We start from the raw sequence: 16689 nt of genomic DNA, 5'->3' as shown, positions 1-16689 counted from the left end.
GCCGGTACTGGAGTACCAGGTAGGCCCGCCAGCACCGCTTTCGCGACGCCGTCTCATGACTCATTGTCGCGCAACCGACACGCCCCCGCTCGGAGTTTCGGACATCAGGCGGCATGTTTTTTCCTGAACCCAATTCCGGCGCGGAGCAAGTGCGTCCGTATCGTCCCGATCCTCCCTTCAGGGGAGGGTGAGCACCACGGGACCGTCCTCGGTGACCGCGATCGTGTGCTCGCAGTGGGCGGCCCGGCTGCCGTCGTCGCTGATCACCGTCCAGCCGTCCTCACTGTGGGCGTAGCCGTCCGAGCCGCCGCGTACCAGCATGGGTTCGATGGCCAGGGCCAGCCCCGGACGGAGCTTGTACCCCCGCCCCGGGCGGCCGTCGTTGGCCACGTCCGGGGCCTCGTGCATGGTACGGCCGATGCCGTGCCCGCCGTGGTCGGCGGTGAGCCCGTACCCGGCCGCGCGGGCCTCGGCGGCAATGGCGTGCCCCACGTCGCCCAGACGGCTCCCAGGGCGGGCCGCCGCGATACCCCGGGCAAGTGCGGCCTCGGTGGCGGCGATCAGGGCGAGGTCGGCGGGGTAGGCCTCGCCCACCACGAAGCTGATCGCGGCGTCGCCGGACCAGCCGCGCAACCGGGCTCCGCAGTCGACGCTGACCAGGTCCCCGTCAGCCAGGACCCTCTGCCCGGGCGGGCCGTGCACGATCTCGTCGTTGACGCTGATACAGGTCACCCCGGGGAAGGGGGTCGGCGCCCAGGCCGGCTGGTAGCCCAGGAAGAGAGGATCGGCGCCCGCGTCGGCGATGACCTCGGCGGCCGCACGGTCCAGGTCGGCGGTGGTGCGGCCGGGCTCGGTGAGGTCGCGTGCGGCGGCCAGCGCGTGGGCGACCACACGGCCCGCCTCCCTCATCAGGGCGATTTCTTCGGGGGTCTTGATCTCGACCACGGGGATCCTTCCAGAGAGAGCGAGGATAACTATACCGGTATTACTATACGATCCCAGGTGTCCGGGATACACTCGCCCCATGGTTCGAGAACCGCTGACCGAAGAGCAGATCGAACGCGGCCGCGCCCTGGGCACCCTCCTGCGCCAGGCCCGAGCTGACCGCACGATGGTGGACGTCGCCCGCGCCTCCGGGATCTCCGTGGAGACCCTCCGCAAGATCGAGGGCGGCCGCATCCCCACCCCGGCCTTCTTCACCGTCGCGGCCGTCGCCGCCACCCTGGGCCTGTCCATGGACGCCCTCCTCGCCCGGATCGACACCGCCGTCGCGCCCTCCTCCCCCGCCGTCGCCGTCTGACCGGCAACTCTCCCCGTCCCCGGCCCCGTCCCCGACCGCGACCCTGGCCGGGCACCCCCTAACGTTGGGACTCACACACCCGCGACCCGGGCGTGTTCACGGCCGCCCACAGGCGCGGGGTGGTAACCACGTGGACATCGCGTCAACGACGACCACAGGGGGAGCACATGAGCGAACAGGCACTGTTGAAACTGGACGAGGCCGAGCTGCGCGGTCTGCTCGACGGGCGATGGGCCAATATCCGCGAACGCGCCCGCGACGTCATCCAGGGCGAACAGTTCGCCCCCGTGCACGGGCTGTCTATGGAGGACCATCGCGCCCGCACCCTCAAGCAGCTCATGGCGCTGACCGAGACCGGCATGCCCGCCTACGGGTTCCCCGAGTCCGTGGGCGGAACCGACGACATCGGCGCCTCAGTGGTGGCCTTCGAGATGCTCGTCGCCGACATGTCGCTCATGGTGAAGATGGGTGTGCAGTTCGGACTGTTCGGCGGGGCCATCAAGGCCCTGGGCACCGACGAGCACCATCAGAAGTACCTGCCCGACGTCATGACCGTGGCACTGCCCGGCTGCTTCGCGATGACCGAGACCGGGCACGGCTCGGACGTGCAGCGCCTGCGCACCACCGCCACCTACGACGCCGAATCCGGTGAATTCGTGGTGCACACCCCGGACGAGTCCGCGCGCAAGGACTACATCGGCAATGCCGCCCGGGACGGACGTATGGCGGTGGTCTTCGCCCAGCTGCGCACCCCGGACGGCGAGGGCGGCCTCATCGAGCACGGCGTGCACGCGCTGATGGTGCCCATCCGGAGCAAGAAGGGCAAGCCGATGCCCGGGGTGACCATCGAGGACTGCGGCCCCAAGGCCGGACTGAACGGGGTCGACAACGGCCGCCTGTGGTTCGACGGCGTGCGGGTGCCGCGCACCAGTCTGCTCAACCGGTACGGCGACGTGGCCGCCGACGGCACCTACTCCAGCCCGATCGAGAACCAGAACCGGCGGTTCTTCACCATGCTGGGCACGCTGATCCGCGGCCGCATCAGCGTGGCCGGGGGCGCGGGCACCGCCACCAAGGCCTCGCTGGCCATCGCGATCCGGTACGCGGACACCCGCCGCCAGTTCACCCGCCCGGCCACGGACTCCCGGCCGGAGCAGGAGGTGCGGATCCTGGACTACCTCGCCCACCAGCGCAAGCTCCTGCCCGCACTGGCCCGCACCTACGGGCTGCACTTCGCCCAGGAGGAGCTGGTCACCCGCCTGCACGAGCTGTCCAAGGCCGAGGAGCGCGACGAGCACGCCCAGCGGGAGCTGGAGTCGCGCGCGGCCGGGCTGAAGGCGGTCGCGACCTGGCACGCCACCGAGACCATCCAGACCTGCCGCGAGGCCTGCGGCGGCTCCGGTTACCTGGCGGAGAACCGGATCCCGCAGCTCAAGGCGGACTCGGACATCTTCACCACGTTCGAGGGCGACAACACCGTCCTGTTGCAGCAGCTCACCAAGGGTCTGCTGACCAATTTCAAGGACTCCTTCGGCGACCTTGACCAGCTGGGCCTGGCTCGGTTCATGGCGGGCAAGGTGTTCGAGACCGTCATCGAGCGCACCGCCGCCATCCCGCTGATCGACCGGCTCATCGCCGCCGCCCCGGGCCGCGACGAGGCCAGCCTGTACAACCGGGGCTGGCACCTGGAACTGTTCGAGGACCGCGAGAAGCACATCACCGAAGGGCTGGCCGGGCGGCTACGCCGGGCCAAGAAGGACGGCAGCGACGCCTTCGAGGTGTTCAACCGGGCCCAGGACCACGTGCTCGCGGCTGGTCGGGCACACATGGACCGGGTGGTGCTGGAGGCGTTCGTGGCGGGTATCGACCGCTGCGGCGACAAGTCCACAGCCAAGCTGCTCAACCGCCTGTGCGACCTGTACGTGCTGTCGGTGATCGAGGAGGACCGGGCCTGGTTCCTGGAGCACGAGCGGCTCTCCACCGCCCGGACCAAGGCAGTCTCGGCGGCCGTGAACGACCTGTGCCGGGGTCTACGTCCGTACGCGGTGCAGCTGGCCGACGCCTTCGGTCTGCGTGACGAGTGGCTAGGCGCGCCAATCGCCCTGGGCGCGGAGGAGCGGCGCCAGGAGGTGCAGCAGGCGGACGAGCGGGCGGAGCGGCAGGCACAGGGCCAGAAGGCCTGACCTCACCCGACACCCCGCACCCGTATGCTAGTCAAAATTGACCAGACACACGGGGTGAGGGGTGCGGGGATGCCGGCCATCCGCTTGCTGGTCCTGGGGGCGGTCCGACTGCACGGTCGGGCGCACGGCTACCAGGTCCGCAACGACCTGGAGGGCTGGGGCGCGCACCAGTGGTCCAACGCCAAACCCGGGTCGATCTACCACGCGCTGAAGCAGATGGCCAGGCAGGGCCTGCTGGTCGCGCACGAGGTGGCGCCGTCAACTGTCGGCGGGCCGCCCCGGATCGAGTACGAGGCCACCGAGCGCGGCAACGAGGAGTACTTCTCGCTGCTGCGCTCGGCGCTGTGCGGACACGAGACCAAGCCGGACGTGCTCGCCGCCGGGCTCGGCTTCGCCGTGGACCTGCCCCGTCAGGAGGCCCTCACCCTGCTGCGGCAGCGGTTGGCTGGGCTGGAGGCCTGGCGGGCCGAGGTGGTCAAGTACTACGACCCCGAACAGGGGCCCGAGCAGCAGGGCCACATCGGCGAGGTCATGGACCTGTGGGTGCACACCTCGGATTCCGAGGCCGCCTGGACCCGCGGGCTGATCGGGCGGATCGAGGGCGGCGCGTACACCTTCGCGGACGAGGAGGGCGCCGCCCCCTACGAGGGGGTGCTGGCCCCCGACACCGGGGGCTCCCGAGACTGACCCCGCTCCCTACGCGTCTCCGCGCCACTCCTGGAGGCCGGTGGCGTGGTCCAGCTCCCGCTCGACCAGCCGGCGCTCCTTCTCGGTGAGCTCCACCGCCTCCAGCTCGGCGCGCCAGGTCTTCGCCTGTTCCGGGTCGTCCAGAGCGATGGACAGTTCGACCAGGGTCGCGTGGGCCAGGGCGCGCTCGACGGCCGAAGCGGTGTCCGCGTGCCTGCGCAGGGCGGATTTCAGGTTTCGGTAGGCGGCGAGATCGTCGTTCTTGAAATCGCGGAAGTTGCGGGCCTGGTCCAGGGCCTTGGCGATGCCCTCCAACTCCGGAGAGCCCCCGTAGTCTAGGCTCTCGGGCTCGTCGCGCTGGATGAAGATGAGGCAGTTCCCGGATGGGTCCATCAGAGTGAAGCGGGTGGCGCCGGGCCGGTAGCGGGTGATGCGCGGCAGGCCGCGGGCCAGGACCTTGCCGTGGGCGGCACGCATGGCCGCGGTGAAGGCCTCGTGGTAGGGCGCCACCGCGTCGACCATGATCAGGGCGCCGCCGGTGTTCTCCTCGGCGGGGTCCAGGCCTTTGGGCGCGGTGCCGAAGTGCAGCTCGAACCCGCTCCACTCCAAGGCCAGGTAGAGGTAGGGCTTGAGCTGCTTCCAGGTGACCTCGAAACCGAGTGACTGATAGAAGTCCAGCGTGACTTGGGGGTTGTGGGTGTGCAGCAGCGGCACCGTGGTCTCGTTGGCTCGGATCGTCTGCGACTGGCTCATGCCGGCCACCCTACTAGTCAAAGTTGATTAGATGCACATGAATTCTCCCCCGAACCCGCCGGGCCCTTCCCCGGATCGACCCGCCTGGCCTAACATGAACCCTTCTCATGTTAGGTAGGTCACACTGTGCGCACACCCCCCGCGGCGCGCCCCCCGAACGAGCTCCCCCCGGCCCTGGCCGAACCCACCCGCAACGTAAGCGCCCTGTGGGTGGCCGGGATCAGCCTGGCCAACCTCGGTATGTGGATGGCCTTCTTCGGCCCCCTCCAGGTCCTGTTGCCCGAGCAGATCGGCCGGGTCTCCCCTGCCGACAAGGAGACCGTCCTGGCCTGGGTCACCGGGATCGGGGCGGCCATGGCCATGATCGCCACCCCGCTGGCCGGAGCACTGTCGGACCGCACCACCGGCCCGCTCGGCCGCCGCAGACCCTGGGTCCTGGCCGGGGCACTGCTCGGCGGCGCGGGACTGATCGTCCTGGGCACCCAGGAGAGCGTCACGGGGATCCTGCTGGGCTGGTCCTTCGTGCAGACCGCGCTGTCCTGCCTGAACGCCACCCTGCTCGCCGCCGTCCCGGACCACGTGCCCCGGAGCCAGCGCGGGGCGGTCTCGGGTTGGATCGGCATTCCCCAGTCGGCCGGGGTCGTGGCGGCGGTCGTCCTGGTCACCGTGGTCGTCACCGAGATCTCCCCCGGCTACACGCTCATCGGCGTCCTGACCATCGCGTGCGCCCTGCCGTTCACGCTGCTCTCCCCGGACCCGCCGCTGCCCCCCGAGGCCCGCCCGCCCTGGCGCGACTTCGCCCGGAGCCTGTGGGTCTCGCCCCGCCGCCACCCGGACTTCGCCTGGGCCTTCCTCACCCGGTTCCTCATCGGCACCGGGAACGCGATGTTCGTCCTCTACCTGCTGTACTTCCTGCGTGACGCGGTGGGCTACGAGGAACTCTTCCCCGGCTCCTCGGCCACGGACGGACTGCTCACCCTGATCCTCGTCTACACGGCGGCGGTCGTGGCCACCACCGTGCTGGCGGGTGTGGTCTCGGACCGGATCAGCAGACGGCGCGGCATGGTGGCCTTCGCCGGGGTGGTGATGGGCCTGCCCGCGTTCGGATTGGCCCTGTACCCCACCTGGACCGCGGCGGTGATCTGCGCGGTGGTGCTAGGCGTGGGGTTCGGTGTCTTCCTGTCGGTGGACAACGCACTGGTCACCGAGGTACTGCCGACCGCCGAGGGCCGCGCCAAGGACCTGGGCATCGTCAACATCGCCAGCTCGGGCCCGCAGGTGATCGCCCCGGCCCTGGCCGGACCCATCGTGGTCCACCTGGGCGGCTACCCGGTCCTGTACACGGCCTGCGGGCTGATCTCCCTGCTGGGCGCGGTCGTGGTCTGGAAGATCAAGGGGGTGCGCTGATCACGGCCTGAACTCCGTGTGGCCCCTGGTACGCCCGTGCCACCGGGGTGAGGATGGGTTCATGGACGAACGGCAGGAGTGGGACCGGCTGGTCAGGGAGCTGGCCGAGGGCACGGAGATGACCGTCGACACCGGCGGGATCGGCACCCCGGTCACCTACCGGGCCACCAGCCGGGCCGAGGTCCTGCCCAGGGAACGCGGCATCCGGATCAGCTGTTTCAAGGGCCTGGAACTGGAGGAACCGATGGTCCTGCACCTGGACCCGCCCACGCTGGCCGCGCGGTTGCGGGACCTGGTGGAGGACGCGGTGGCGGCGTTCGGCACCAGGCGCGAGGGCGGCCTGGTGGAGGCCCGTGCGCTGTTCATGGTCCATCTGGAGGAGACCGTGGAGACCGCCAGACCGGGCGAGGTCCATCTGGTCCCGGCCCGGGGCGGCTTCGACTCCCTGCGCGAACCCCCGTCCTGAGCCGCCGGTCCGCTCAGGCCCCGGTGTGCACCAAAGCGGCCCAGAAGAACGGATCCCGCGGGCCGAGGCGCACCCTTCGGTCCTGGGCATCGCGCACGTACCGGACCGCCTGGTGCAGGGCCCAGGCCGAGCGCTCAGTGTCCAGCACCACCGTTCCCTCGATGCGCAGCCCGGCGTAGAACCGGTCCGCGAGGGTCACGGCCAGTCGGTCGTCGATCTCCCACAGGGCGCCTACCACGTGCCGGAACCCGGCGAGCTGGAGTGAGGAGGACAGGTGGACCACCTCGTCGAGCAGCCGGACGTTCTCGATCGCCGAGGTCCGGCAGGCCGACAGGTAGGCCAGTTGGGCACGGTCGAGCTGGGCACCTGCCAACCTCTGGCTGGTGAGGGGGTTCTCGGCACGATCAGCCAGGTGGAGCTGGCTCAGCGCCGGGTTGGTGGGGTGGCTGGTTCCGTGGCAGGCGAAGTGCGCGATCTGCGCCCCGGACAGCAGCTCCATCACCGCGTCCCCGGTGGGCGCGCCAAGTGAGCCTGGCACATCGGAACCGTCACTGTCCGGGGCGCAGAGCACGGTGGCTCCGGGGATGTGGCCCTTGACCCTGGCCACCTCTTCCGGGACATAGTGCAGATCGGCTCTCTCCGACAGCCCCGGGGTGGTCGGCATCCCCACGATCAGCGTGGAAGCGGCATCCACGTTGGTACCCCTGGCCCGTCGGGCGCGGGTGTGGCCCAGCGCCCGGACCGTGGGCGTGTAGGAGGAGACCACCCGGTCGAGAACCGTACGCCGGTGCGGGTCGTCGGTGGCGTCACCGTGGTGACCGCTCGCGTGCAGGGGCAGCATCCCCATCAGCCCCACCGGGACCCACCACACCCGCGGCCAGTCGGCCTGTTCGGGCGAGGTGATCTGGCGGTCACAGCCCAACGCGTCGAGGACCGGTCCGGTGACGTGGTCCCAGACCCAGCCCAGGGTCTCGGCGATGTCCTTCTGTGCGGCCGCACGTTGTTCCGGCTCCGTCCTCGGGTGGCGGATCACGCTGAGGCTGTGGTCGAACCGGAAGGCCCTGTCCGCGAGCTCCTCCCAAAGAAGTGAAATGAGCGGCACGTGGATCAGTCCGTCGGCGGTGAGGACGAGCGCGTCGCACCGCCGGGCACTGCTGTTAACCACGACCACCGGCCCTGGTGCGGCCTGGCTGAGGAGGTCCTCCCGATTCGGCGGCAGGCAGAAGCGGCTGAGCCCGGGCAGGGTTCGCACGTGCGCGATCAGTTCGTCGAACTCGGCCGCCAGTTCGTGCCGGTCGGGCGCGACCACCTTCGAGGTGCCCTGCTCGAAGGTGTTCAGGGTGTCGCTCAGCCACCAGAACCGCAGCGCGGATTCAGGGTGGTATTTCCATAGTTCCGAGAGGTCAGCGCGCATGGTGAGACCGTGGCCGAGGGTGACGGCCCGCCCGGCTTCCAGGAGTTCCAGCGCACGCCAGGCACGCTCCTCCTCATCACGCGTGGTGTCGTCCAGGGTGAGCGCGGCGGCATCGGCCGCGATCCCGGCGGACCCGACCAGGGAGACCTGTTGATCCTCCTGGAAGGTCTGGTACGGAGCGGTCCTGGGGAGAAGTCCGACCGCTCCCTCGAACAGACGCAACGCCCGCGCCGGGTCGGCGGCCTGAGCCGCCCGCGCCCCTCGGGCCGCCGCGCTCACGCGCAGGGAGGTGGACGCCGTTTCCGTCTCCCAGGCCCGTTCGTAGAGTTCGATGGCTTCCTCCGCGTCCCGCGGAGCCGCACCCGGGAGGGCCGCCCGGGCTTCCAGGTGAAGGGCCAGGGTCATGAACGCGTGGGCCCGTTCCGCCACCGTGGCGCACTCCGTGTTCACGCTCTCACGCGAGAGGCTGATCGCCTCTTCCAGGTCCGCCCGGTCACCGGTCGCCTCGAAGCGGTCACGCAGCGCGTCAGCGAGGTCGCTGACGAACATGGGGAGTGTGACCAGGCCGCTCTCCGACGCCGCCAGGGTGAAGGCCTCCCGGCTCTTCTCGACAGCGCGGTTCAGGTCTTCCGGGTCGCGGTCGCGACGGTACCGGTCCCGGAGGAGTCGGCTGAGGCCGACGGTCTTGGCAGGGACGTCATGGTGGGCGGTGGGAAGCCTGGCCAGCCCCTCCTCCAACCATCTGATGGCCTCATCCAGGTCCTGGTCCCGGTGAAAGCGGTGATACCGGAGGGAGAGCATGCTGGAGATCTCGGCCATCACGAAACCCGCGTCGGGGTAATGCTCGGTCATCGGCTGCATGAGATGCCCGATCAGGACCGCTTCCGTCAGGTCCTCGCTGTCGCCGGTCTGCTCCGCCCTGGTCTTGAGCGCCAGGAGAAGAGCGTGCAGAACGGCCGGGAGCTCGTGGAAGTCCTTCCCTACCGAGTCCCGGGCCCGGCGGCCGAGGGCCACCGCCCGGTTCAGGTCGGCGGGGTCAGCCGTGACCGTGAATCTGAGCCGGTGCAGAGTGACCGCGTCGAGCAGGTACGCCCACCAGTGGGGAGAGCCCTCCGGCACCAGGGACGCCAACTCGTCGTTGTGCGTCAAGGCCTCCTCCAGGGCGTCGGACTCCCCGGTGGCCTCGAAACGGACGGTCAGGACCGACACCAGTTCGGTCAGGGCCTTGGCCCGGTCCGGAGTGGCCTCCGGGAAACCGGTCAGCCCCAGGCGGGCGAGACGCACCGCCTCGTCAAGGTCGGGACGGCCCCCTCCCCACCGGGCACGCAGGAGGTGGGTCCGGGAGAGGTGCGTGGCACAGGCGGTGTACAAGGGGTCGTCCGCGGACAGGGCGTCGAGGGCTTCCCTCTGCCAGTCGATACCCTCGTTCAGGTCCGCCAAGTCCGCGCTGAACTCGAAGAGCGAAGCCGAGGCCTGGCCCAGAACCGCTAGACACCTGGTGCGGCCTACGTCATCCGGAGCGGCTTCGGACAGTTCGCCCTTGAGGAGGCTGACGGCCTCGGTCAGGTCCTGGACACCGCCGTGGCGAGACGCGCGCTGGAGAAAAGCCAAGGCAAGGTTGCTCGCGACGGCAAGCCGTTCCTCGTCCCCCCGGGGAAAGGCCTCCAGCGTTTTCCGGGCCGCGGCCACCATCCGGTCCAGATCAGAAGGGTCTCCAGTGAGTTCGTAAAGCCTGTTGAGAACCACAGTGAGATTTCCGTTCCGGGCTCCCCGGTTCGGATCGTCCCGGGGTGTGGCGTCCACGATGCGCTGCCACAGGTCAGCCACCGCGATCACGTCATCTCCGGAGACCGGCATCATGGTCACCCGGCCCAGCAGCTCCATCGCCTTGCCGAAGGCCCGGTAGGCCAGTTCGGGCAGCAGAGGTTCCGGGAAGGGGCCGACCCCTCGAACGAAGGCGGGACCGAAGTACTCCAGGGCGGTCTCACGGTGCCTGCTCCGAGCGGAGTCCTCAGCGAGGTGGCGGAGCCAGTGCCACCAGCCCAGGCCGCTGCGCACACCGTCGTCATGGGGCATCCTCTTCAGCCAGGCGCGCAGGTCGCGCTCCTCGCGCTGTGCAGTCTTGTCGAGGAACTCGGAGTACTCCTGCGCGGCCAGAGCCGCGGAGATCCTGGCCTGAACCCGGACCAATAACTGGTCTCGCACTACGTCTACCTCCGGGGGTGGTGGGACGGTGGACCGAGCGGGGAGTCCAAGGGGTCACTGGCTCTGAGCACGTTGCTGAGGTTCGCGCCCAGATTTGGGGTGATCAGGCCTTTGGCTTTGAGGTCGAAATGCTGAGCCAGGACGCCCAGGTGCAGTCGGACGATGGCCTCGACCAGGACCGCATACGTCTCGGTTGCGGAGCGGGCCCGCAGCCATCCCGCGAACACCAGCGCCGTGCCGATCAGCGCCGCGGGCCACCACCACAGGGCGAGCGGGAAGTAGAGCAGTCCCCAGCCGGTCAGGGTGGTGGCCTTGCCCAGGGCCTGGCGAGCTTGAACGACCATGTCCCGGGACTCGGTCGGCATGAGGAGCCACAGGTGCGGCCAGACGGTGCCGAGGTCGAGTGCACCGTCTCTTTTCAATCGTTGGGCGACGGCGCTCATGCGGTCGCCGAACCAGGTGGGACGGCTCGGCTGCTCGGCGCAGATCCGCGCCATGGCCGCGCGTGCGGCGGCGTGATCAGTGGGAACGGCTGTGGCTGCGGGGACGGCGGATACCGGATCGGCAGCGGGCTCAATGGAGGCGGGCCCACCGGAGGGATCGGCGCCGTCGCTCTTCCCCACGTCCTTCTTTTCGGCCCGTGCCCGAAGTACCGCCTTTGCCAACTCCCGCCAGCGCTCCTCGCGCTTGCGGGTCCGGCGATCGGCCCAGTCCCGCAGAGGGAAGGGCCAGTGTCCCCAGGCGGTCGTGAACCAGACCCGTTCCACCGCCACGCCCGCGAACCGCGCCGCCTGACCGACCACCGAGCTCAGTCCCACCAGGATCAGCGCCCCGAGCACCAGCAGCACCTGCGCAGTAAGGGTGACATCCAGGCCCCCGACGGACGATGCGACGTCCCCCGCCAGAGACCTAAGGTCGAGGGCCTCGCGGTGTCCCAGCTGGAGCCCGGCCAGGACCAGGAACACATAGACCGCCCCGGGCAAGACGAACAGACCCAACCACGCCTTGGACGCCTTCTGACCGATACCGCTCAGCAGGTCGCCCATCGATCACGCCGTCTCGCGTGAGGCGAGCTGCTTCCCATGGACCACGCAAAAGGGGATCAGCTGGCTGGGGACCCGCTTCCACGTCCGGGGGCACTGGCCTCCCGGGCAGTGGAACTCCACCCCCGTGACGGGGGTGGTCGGTACTCCCAGCGGTTGGGCACCTTGGAGCTGGCCGTTGACCGGTTGCTCGTCGAGGCCCCGTACGGAGTCCTGTCCACCCGGATATCCCTGGAGCCCTCGCGGATCTTTCCGAAAGTGCCGGAGCACTTCGTCAAGATCGTCGAGGCTCTCCCGGAGGTCGCCGTCGCCGCTGGCCGCAGCGAGCACCGGGTCCAGCGCGTCCGACTCCATATTGTGCCCGCGTAGGAACTCACGGATCTCTGATTCGTTGGCGCAGACAACGGCCAAGTCTTCGAGTGCACTGTCAGGGGGGTGCGGCACACTTCCGCCTTTCCGGAACGGAACCTGGCAAAAGCCTAGCCCAAACCGGCCTCCCGCCAAGGGGAAATTCCCACCCGGGTCAATCCGTGACGGCGTCCAGGGTTCCGCTGTCGGCGCGGGTGTGCGAGGGGGTCTCCTCGCCGCGCTGGCGGGCCGGTTCCCACCACCACCAGTGGGTCTCGGGCACCCAGGCCGGGACCGCCTCGACGGTGGCCGGGCTGGCGTCGGCCGCCACCGCTTCCAGGGCGTCGTCGATGCGCGGCAGGGCGTCCAGGTCGACCGGGCGCAGGAAGCTCTCCAGGGGCACGAACTCGTCGCCCAGGAGCTGGAGCATGGAGCGGCGCCAGCAGGCCGGGCGGTAGCCCTCGTGCCGGCCGTTCTCGGCGGCGGTCTGGGTGCGCACCACGTACAGGCTGATCCGGACCGGGTTGTTCCCGCTCACCAGGACCTCGGCAAGCCTGGCGTTGAAGTTCTGTCCCGCCGGGGACTGCCGTTCGGCCTGGGAGGTGGCCTGGTAGAGCTCGAAGAGCCGCGCGAACGCGGTGTCCATGAGGGCGTCACGGTCCCTGCCCCGTGTGGCACTCTCCTCGAACGCCTCCACTGCCCGCCTGGCCAGGCCGGGAAGGTCCCTGCCCGAATCCGCACCCACCGGCACACCGCCTTGTCCAGAAAAACCGTTGTGAAGAACTGTTGTGGCCGCTGCTTTGCCCGGCCTTTTCGATCATAAGCGCCCACCGCCCGGAGGTGGTAGGCGGCCGACGATAGAACTCACTCACCAGTAAACACCGCTGACCCCGGCAGCCGGCCCCGACCGCAGGTCAGTCTCCCGCCGCCAAAGCCTGGTCGAGCATGCGGGCCCACTGACGGACGATGTGGCGGCGGCGCGGTCCGTCGTCGGTGAGGAGGTTGGCCAGGCCCAGCCCCCGGGCCAGGTCGAGGGTGGCCTGGACGGCCTCCCGCGTGCCGGGGACCGACTCGTCGGCACCCAGCAGGTCGACCACGGCGCGGTGCACCTCCCGACCCACCTGTTCCTCCAGCGGGATGACGCGTTCGCGCAGGGCGGGGTCGCTGGCCGCACCGGCCCACAGCTGGAGGGCAGCGTTGAAACCGGTACCGCTGAAGGCGTCCACCACCATTTGCACCACGGCCTCGGTGCGGCCGGGCCCCTCGGGAACCGACTCCACCCGGCGGCGCAGGTCGCTGGCGCGGCTGTCCACGATGTGCCGCAGCGCTGCCAGCAGCAGGTCCTCGCGGGTGGGGAAGTGGTGCTGCGCGGCGCCCCGGGACACCCCGGCGCGTTCGGCGACCGCGCCCACCGTGGCCCCGGCCACTCCGCGTTCGGACAGGCATCCCACCGCCGCGTCCAGCAGCCGGGCCCGGGTGGCCCGGCTGCGCTCCTGTCTCGGCTCCCGGTCGGAGACCCCCGATGCCGTGTCCACTGCGCGCCTCTTCTCCCCTGGTGTGCCGCCCCCGCGGTCAGTACGACTTGGGCAGGCCGAGGGACTGCTGGGCCACGTAGTTGAGGACCATCTCCCGGCTCACGGGAGCGATCCGGGCCAGCCGAGAGGCGGCGATCGCCGCGCCTAGCCCGTACTCGCTGGCCAGACCGTTGCCGCCGAGAGTCTGCACGGCCTGGTCGACGGACCGCACACACGCCTCTGCGGCGGCGTACTTGGCCATGTTGGCCGCCTCCCCGGCGCCCGTGTCGTCGCCGGAATCGTAGCGGAGCGCCGCGTACTGGGTCATCATGCGGGCCTGTTCGGTCTCGATCTTGACCTGCGCGAGCGGGTGGGCCAGCCCCTGGTGGGCGCCGATAGGTGTGTCCCGCCACACCACCCGCTCCTTGGCGTAGGCGACCGCCTTGTCCAGGGCATGGCGGGCGCTGCCGGTGGCCAGGGAGGCAGCCATGATGCGTTCGGGGTTGAGTCCGGCGAAAAGCTGGAGGAGTCCGGCGTCGGGGTCGCCGACCAGGGCGTCGGCGGGTAGGCGGACGTCGTCCATGAACAGCTGGAACTGGTGGTCCGGGCTGACGATGTCCATCTCGATCTGCCGCGCCTCGAACCCGGGGGTGCCGGTGGGGACGGCGAACAGCGCGGCGGCCAGGCGCCCTGTGTCCTCGTCTTCGATGCGGCCGACCACCAGCACGGCGTCGGCGACATCCACCCCGGAGATGTAGGTCTTGCGGCCGTTGAGCACCCAGCCCTCACCGTCGCGGCGGGCGGTGGTGGTGATGCGGTGGGCGTTGGAGCCGGCGTCGGGTTCGGTGATGGCGAAGGCCATGATGGACTCGCCGTTGGCCAGGCCGGGCAGCCAGCGCCGGCGCTGTTCGGGGGTGCCGAAGCGGGCCAGGACAGTGCCGCAGATGGCCGGGGAGACCACCATCATCAGGGTGGGGCAGCCCGCGGCGCTGAGCTCCTCCAGGACGGCGGCCAGGTCGCCGATGCCGCCGCCTCCGCCACCGTACTCCTCGGGGATGTTGACGCCCAGGTAGCCGAGCTCGCCCGCCTCGCGCCACAGCTCGGTGAGGTAGGCGCCCTCCTTGGCCTTGGTTCTGTAGTACTCGGGTCCGTATTTGGCGCCGAGGTCGGCGACGGCGGCGCGGAGTTCGACGCGTTCGACGGGTTCGTTGAAGGTCATGGCACCGGTCATTGGTCGAGCCCTTCGTTGTGGGGGGTGGTCCTCGCGCCCGGGGAGCCGTAGTCGTCGCTGTCGGTGGGGTCCTCGGTGGGGTTCTCGGGGTCGGCGTAGTCGAGCACGGCCAGCGGCGCCCCGGCGGGGACGCGTTCCCCGGCGGCGACCGGGAGTTCGCGGACGGCTCCGGCGGCGGGGGCGGTGACGCGGTGCTCCATCTTCATCGCCTCCATGCGCAGCAGGGTCTGCCCCTCGCGGACCTTCTCCCCCACGGTGACGTCCACCGCGGTGACCGTGCCGGGCATGGGCGCGGGCAGAGCGCCGGGGTCGACGGTGGCCTCGGGTTCGGGGAGGGGGTCGACGGGGGTCAGGGTGACCGGGCCCAGCGCGGACTCGACGTACACGTCGCGCTCACCCGAATGAACAGCGAAGGCGCGACGCAGCCCGTCCACCTCCAGGACCACCTGGTCGGGGGCGGCCGAGAGCACCCGTACGCCCTCCCGCTCGGGCAGGTGGGCACCGCGCACCGACCGGAAGGCCGAGGTGATCTCGCGGCCCTCTGCGGTGGTGTGGCGGCGCCGGTGCGGGGCCGAGGGCAGGTTGCGCCAGCCCGCGGGGATCCCGGCCGGGAGAGCGCTCTGCCCCCTGGTGGCCTCGACCGAGGCCAGGGACGCGGCGAGCGCGGCCAGTTCCTCGGTGGCGGGTTCGGCCAGGGGCTGGGCCAGCGCGGTGAGGCGGTCGCCGGTCAGGAACCCGGTGTGCAGCCGTTCGGGCCGGTGGTGGGCCCGGGCGAAGTCGGGGTGGCGCAGGGCCCGCACGAGCAGGTCGCGGTTGGTGCCCACCCCGTGCAGGCGGGCGGCGGCCAGGGCGGCGGCTAGGCGGCGCAGGGCGTCGCGGCGGTCGGTGCCGTAGGCGATGACCTTGGCGAGCATGGGGTCGAAGTCGGTGCCGACGGCGTCGCCCGCCTCCACCCCGTGGTCCAGGCGCACCCCGGGGGTGGTGAGGGGGGTGAAGCTGACGGTGGCGGCGGGGACGTCGAAGGCGTGCAGGAGCCCGGTCCGGGGCCGCCAGTCGTTACGAGGGTCCTCGGCGTACAGGCGGGCCTCGACGGCGTGGCCGCGCGGGGAGGGCGGTTCGGTACCGGGCAGGGGTTCACCCTCCGCGATCCGCAGCTGCCACTCCACCAGGTCCAGGCCGGTGACGCACTCGGTGACGGGGTGCTCGACCTGAAGGCGGGTGTTCATCTCCAGGAAGACGGGCTCCCCTAGCCCCTCCTCCGTGACGGGCACGAGGAACTCGGCGGTTCCGGCGCCGGTGTAGCCGATGGCCGCGGCGAGGTCGCGGGCGGCCCGGTGCAGCCGTTGGCGGGTCTCCTCAGGCAGTCCGGGCGCGGGTGCCTCCTCCAGGACCTTCTGGTGGCGGCGCTGCGCCGAGCAGTCGCGTTCCCCCAGTGCCCAGACGGTGCCGTGGAGGTCGGCCAGGACCTGGACCTCCACGTGGCGGCCGCGTTCCACGTAGGGCTCGCAGAACACCGTGGGGTCGCCGAAGGCGGAGGCGGCCTCGGTGCGCGCGGCCCGGGCCTGGGCGGCGAGTGCGTCGAGTTCACGGACCACGCGCATGCCGCGTCCGCCGCCGCCGGACACCGCCTTGACCAGGACGGGAAGGTGTTCGGCACGCACGTCCTCGGGGTCGAGGGCGTCGGCGACCGGCACCCCGGCGTCGCGGGCGACCTTCTTGGCGAGGGTCTTGGAGCCCATCTGTTCGACTGCTTCGGCGGCGGGGCCCACCCAGGTCAGCCCGGCGCCGGTGACGGCGCGGGCGAAGGCGGCGTTCTCGGACAGGAAGCCGTAGCCGGGGTGGACGGCGTCGGCCCCTGCGGTGCGGGCGGCGGCGACCAGCGCTTCGGGGCCGAGGTAGGCGTCCACGGGGCCGCGCCCCTCGGGGACAGTCAGGCGCACGGCGGTGTCGGCCTCGCGGACGTGCGCGGCGTTCTCCTCGCCGGGGGCGTGCACGGCGACGGTGGCCACACCGAGGGCCTTGCAGGTGCGGATGATCCGGCGGGCGATCTCGCCCCGGTTGGCGACCAGCAGCGTGCCGATGGGCCGGGCGCCGTCGGGGCTGACGGAGGTGGTGGGGGTCATGTCGGTCCTCCCCTT

The 16689-nt window shown here is 70.8% G+C and carries 14 protein-coding genes; 6 read left to right on the top strand and 8 right to left on the bottom strand.

What is annotated here, in order from left to right; genetic code table 11:
* Window positions 1-177: 177 nt before the first annotated feature.
* Window positions 178-945, bottom strand: coding sequence for a type I methionyl aminopeptidase (map, locus tag D457_RS0115565; protein WP_017581595.1), 768 nt, complete (start codon window positions 943-945; stop codon window positions 178-180).
* 79 nt (window positions 946-1024) lie between these two features.
* Between map and D457_RS0115560 the strand changes: the two genes are divergently transcribed.
* The 3 genes from D457_RS0115560 to D457_RS0115550 all read left to right on the top strand — a co-directional run bounded on the left by D457_RS0115560 (window position 1025) and on the right by D457_RS0115550 (window position 4170).
* Window positions 1025-1300, top strand: coding sequence for a helix-turn-helix domain-containing protein (locus D457_RS0115560; RefSeq protein ID WP_017581594.1), 276 nt, complete (start codon window positions 1025-1027; stop codon window positions 1298-1300).
* A 167-nt stretch (window positions 1301-1467) separates the two neighbouring features.
* Complete coding sequence (locus D457_RS0115555; RefSeq protein ID WP_017581593.1) at window positions 1468-3483, top strand: acyl-CoA dehydrogenase family protein; 2016 nt, start codon at window positions 1468-1470, stop codon at window positions 3481-3483.
* Window positions 3484-3552: 69 nt separating this feature from the next.
* Window positions 3553-4170: a PadR family transcriptional regulator gene (locus D457_RS0115550; protein ID WP_017581592.1), complete on the top strand. Its 618-nt coding sequence runs from the start codon at window positions 3553-3555 to the stop codon at window positions 4168-4170.
* A 9-nt stretch (window positions 4171-4179) separates the two neighbouring features.
* Here the strand turns inward: D457_RS0115550 and D457_RS0115545 are convergent, their stop codons facing one another.
* The gene (locus tag D457_RS0115545) at window positions 4180-4923 is read right to left on the bottom strand and encodes a VOC family protein (RefSeq protein WP_039831343.1); all 744 of its coding nucleotides are present in this window, start codon (window positions 4921-4923) and stop codon (window positions 4180-4182) included.
* Window positions 4924-5049: 126 nt separating this feature from the next.
* Here D457_RS0115545 and D457_RS0115540 point away from each other — a divergent pair, with 126 nt between their 5' ends.
* Window positions 5050-6330, top strand: a complete 1281-nt coding sequence (locus tag D457_RS0115540) for an MFS transporter (RefSeq protein ID WP_017581590.1) — start codon at window positions 5050-5052, stop codon at window positions 6328-6330.
* 61 nt (window positions 6331-6391) lie between these two features.
* Window positions 6392-6796, top strand: a complete 405-nt coding sequence (locus tag D457_RS0115535) for a hypothetical protein (protein ID WP_017581589.1) — start codon at window positions 6392-6394, stop codon at window positions 6794-6796.
* Window positions 6797-6809: 13 nt separating this feature from the next.
* Here D457_RS0115535 and D457_RS0115530 read toward each other — a convergent pair whose 3' ends face one another.
* Complete coding sequence (locus D457_RS0115530; protein WP_152514250.1) at window positions 6810-10415, bottom strand: CHAT domain-containing protein; 3606 nt, start codon at window positions 10413-10415, stop codon at window positions 6810-6812.
* A 5-nt stretch (window positions 10416-10420) separates the two neighbouring features.
* Entirely contained in the window at window positions 10421-11461 is a 1041-nt protein-coding gene (locus D457_RS34120) for a hypothetical protein (RefSeq protein ID WP_017581587.1), read from the bottom strand.
* A 153-nt stretch (window positions 11462-11614) separates the two neighbouring features.
* Here D457_RS34120 and D457_RS0115520 point away from each other — a divergent pair, with 153 nt between their 5' ends.
* Window positions 11615-11827 carry a hypothetical protein gene (locus D457_RS0115520; protein ID WP_017581586.1) on the top strand — a complete coding sequence of 71 codons (213 nt, stop codon included), beginning with the start codon at window positions 11615-11617 and terminating at the stop codon, window positions 11825-11827.
* Window positions 11828-11981: 154 nt separating this feature from the next.
* On the opposite strand, the gene D457_RS35360 is transcribed toward D457_RS0115520, so the two are convergent.
* From D457_RS35360 to D457_RS32660, 4 genes are all read right to left on the bottom strand, one after another.
* Window positions 11982-12557, bottom strand: a complete 576-nt coding sequence (locus D457_RS35360; RefSeq protein ID WP_017581585.1) for a hypothetical protein — start codon at window positions 12555-12557, stop codon at window positions 11982-11984.
* A 163-nt stretch (window positions 12558-12720) separates the two neighbouring features.
* Window positions 12721-13341, bottom strand: a complete 621-nt coding sequence (locus D457_RS0115510; RefSeq protein ID WP_017581584.1) for a TetR/AcrR family transcriptional regulator — start codon at window positions 13339-13341, stop codon at window positions 12721-12723.
* A 37-nt stretch (window positions 13342-13378) separates the two neighbouring features.
* Window positions 13379-14551, bottom strand: coding sequence for an acyl-CoA dehydrogenase family protein (locus tag D457_RS0115505; RefSeq protein WP_017581583.1), 1173 nt, complete (start codon window positions 14549-14551; stop codon window positions 13379-13381).
* Window positions 14548-16674: an ATP-binding protein gene (locus D457_RS32660; protein WP_017581582.1), complete on the bottom strand. Its 2127-nt coding sequence runs from the start codon at window positions 16672-16674 to the stop codon at window positions 14548-14550. The genes D457_RS0115505 and D457_RS32660 overlap by 4 nt, the downstream gene beginning before the upstream one ends.
* Window positions 16675-16689 lie beyond the last annotated feature (15 nt).

The organism is Nocardiopsis valliformis DSM 45023, assembly GCF_000340985.1.
In the GTDB taxonomy this organism is placed as follows: Bacteria; Actinomycetota; Actinomycetes; order Streptosporangiales; family Streptosporangiaceae; genus Nocardiopsis; species Nocardiopsis exhalans.
This window is presented reverse-complemented; position numbering and strand designations above follow the sequence as displayed.

What these genes read in the sequence shown, in the direction of transcription:
- D457_RS0115560 (WP_017581594.1), top strand. Translation starts at nt 1,025, where the DNA reads ATGGTTCGAGAACCGCTGACCGAAGAGCAGATCGAACGCGGCCGCGCC.
- D457_RS0115555 (WP_017581593.1), top strand. Translation starts at nt 1,468, where the DNA reads ATGAGCGAACAGGCACTGTTGAAACTGGACGAGGCCGAGCTGCGCGGT.
- D457_RS0115550 (WP_017581592.1), top strand. Translation starts at nt 3,553, where the DNA reads ATGCCGGCCATCCGCTTGCTGGTCCTGGGGGCGGTCCGACTGCACGGT.
- D457_RS0115545 (WP_039831343.1), bottom strand. Translation starts at nt 4,923, where the DNA reads ATGAGCCAGTCGCAGACGATCCGAGCCAACGAGACCACGGTGCCGCTG.
- D457_RS0115535 (WP_017581589.1), top strand. Translation starts at nt 6,392, where the DNA reads ATGGACGAACGGCAGGAGTGGGACCGGCTGGTCAGGGAGCTGGCCGAG.
- D457_RS34120 (WP_017581587.1), bottom strand. Translation starts at nt 11,461, where the DNA reads ATGGGCGACCTGCTGAGCGGTATCGGTCAGAAGGCGTCCAAGGCGTGG.
- D457_RS0115505 (WP_017581583.1), bottom strand. Translation starts at nt 14,551, where the DNA reads ATGACCGGTGCCATGACCTTCAACGAACCCGTCGAACGCGTCGAACTC.
- D457_RS32660 (WP_017581582.1), bottom strand. Translation starts at nt 16,674, where the DNA reads ATGACCCCCACCACCTCCGTCAGCCCCGACGGCGCCCGGCCCATCGGC.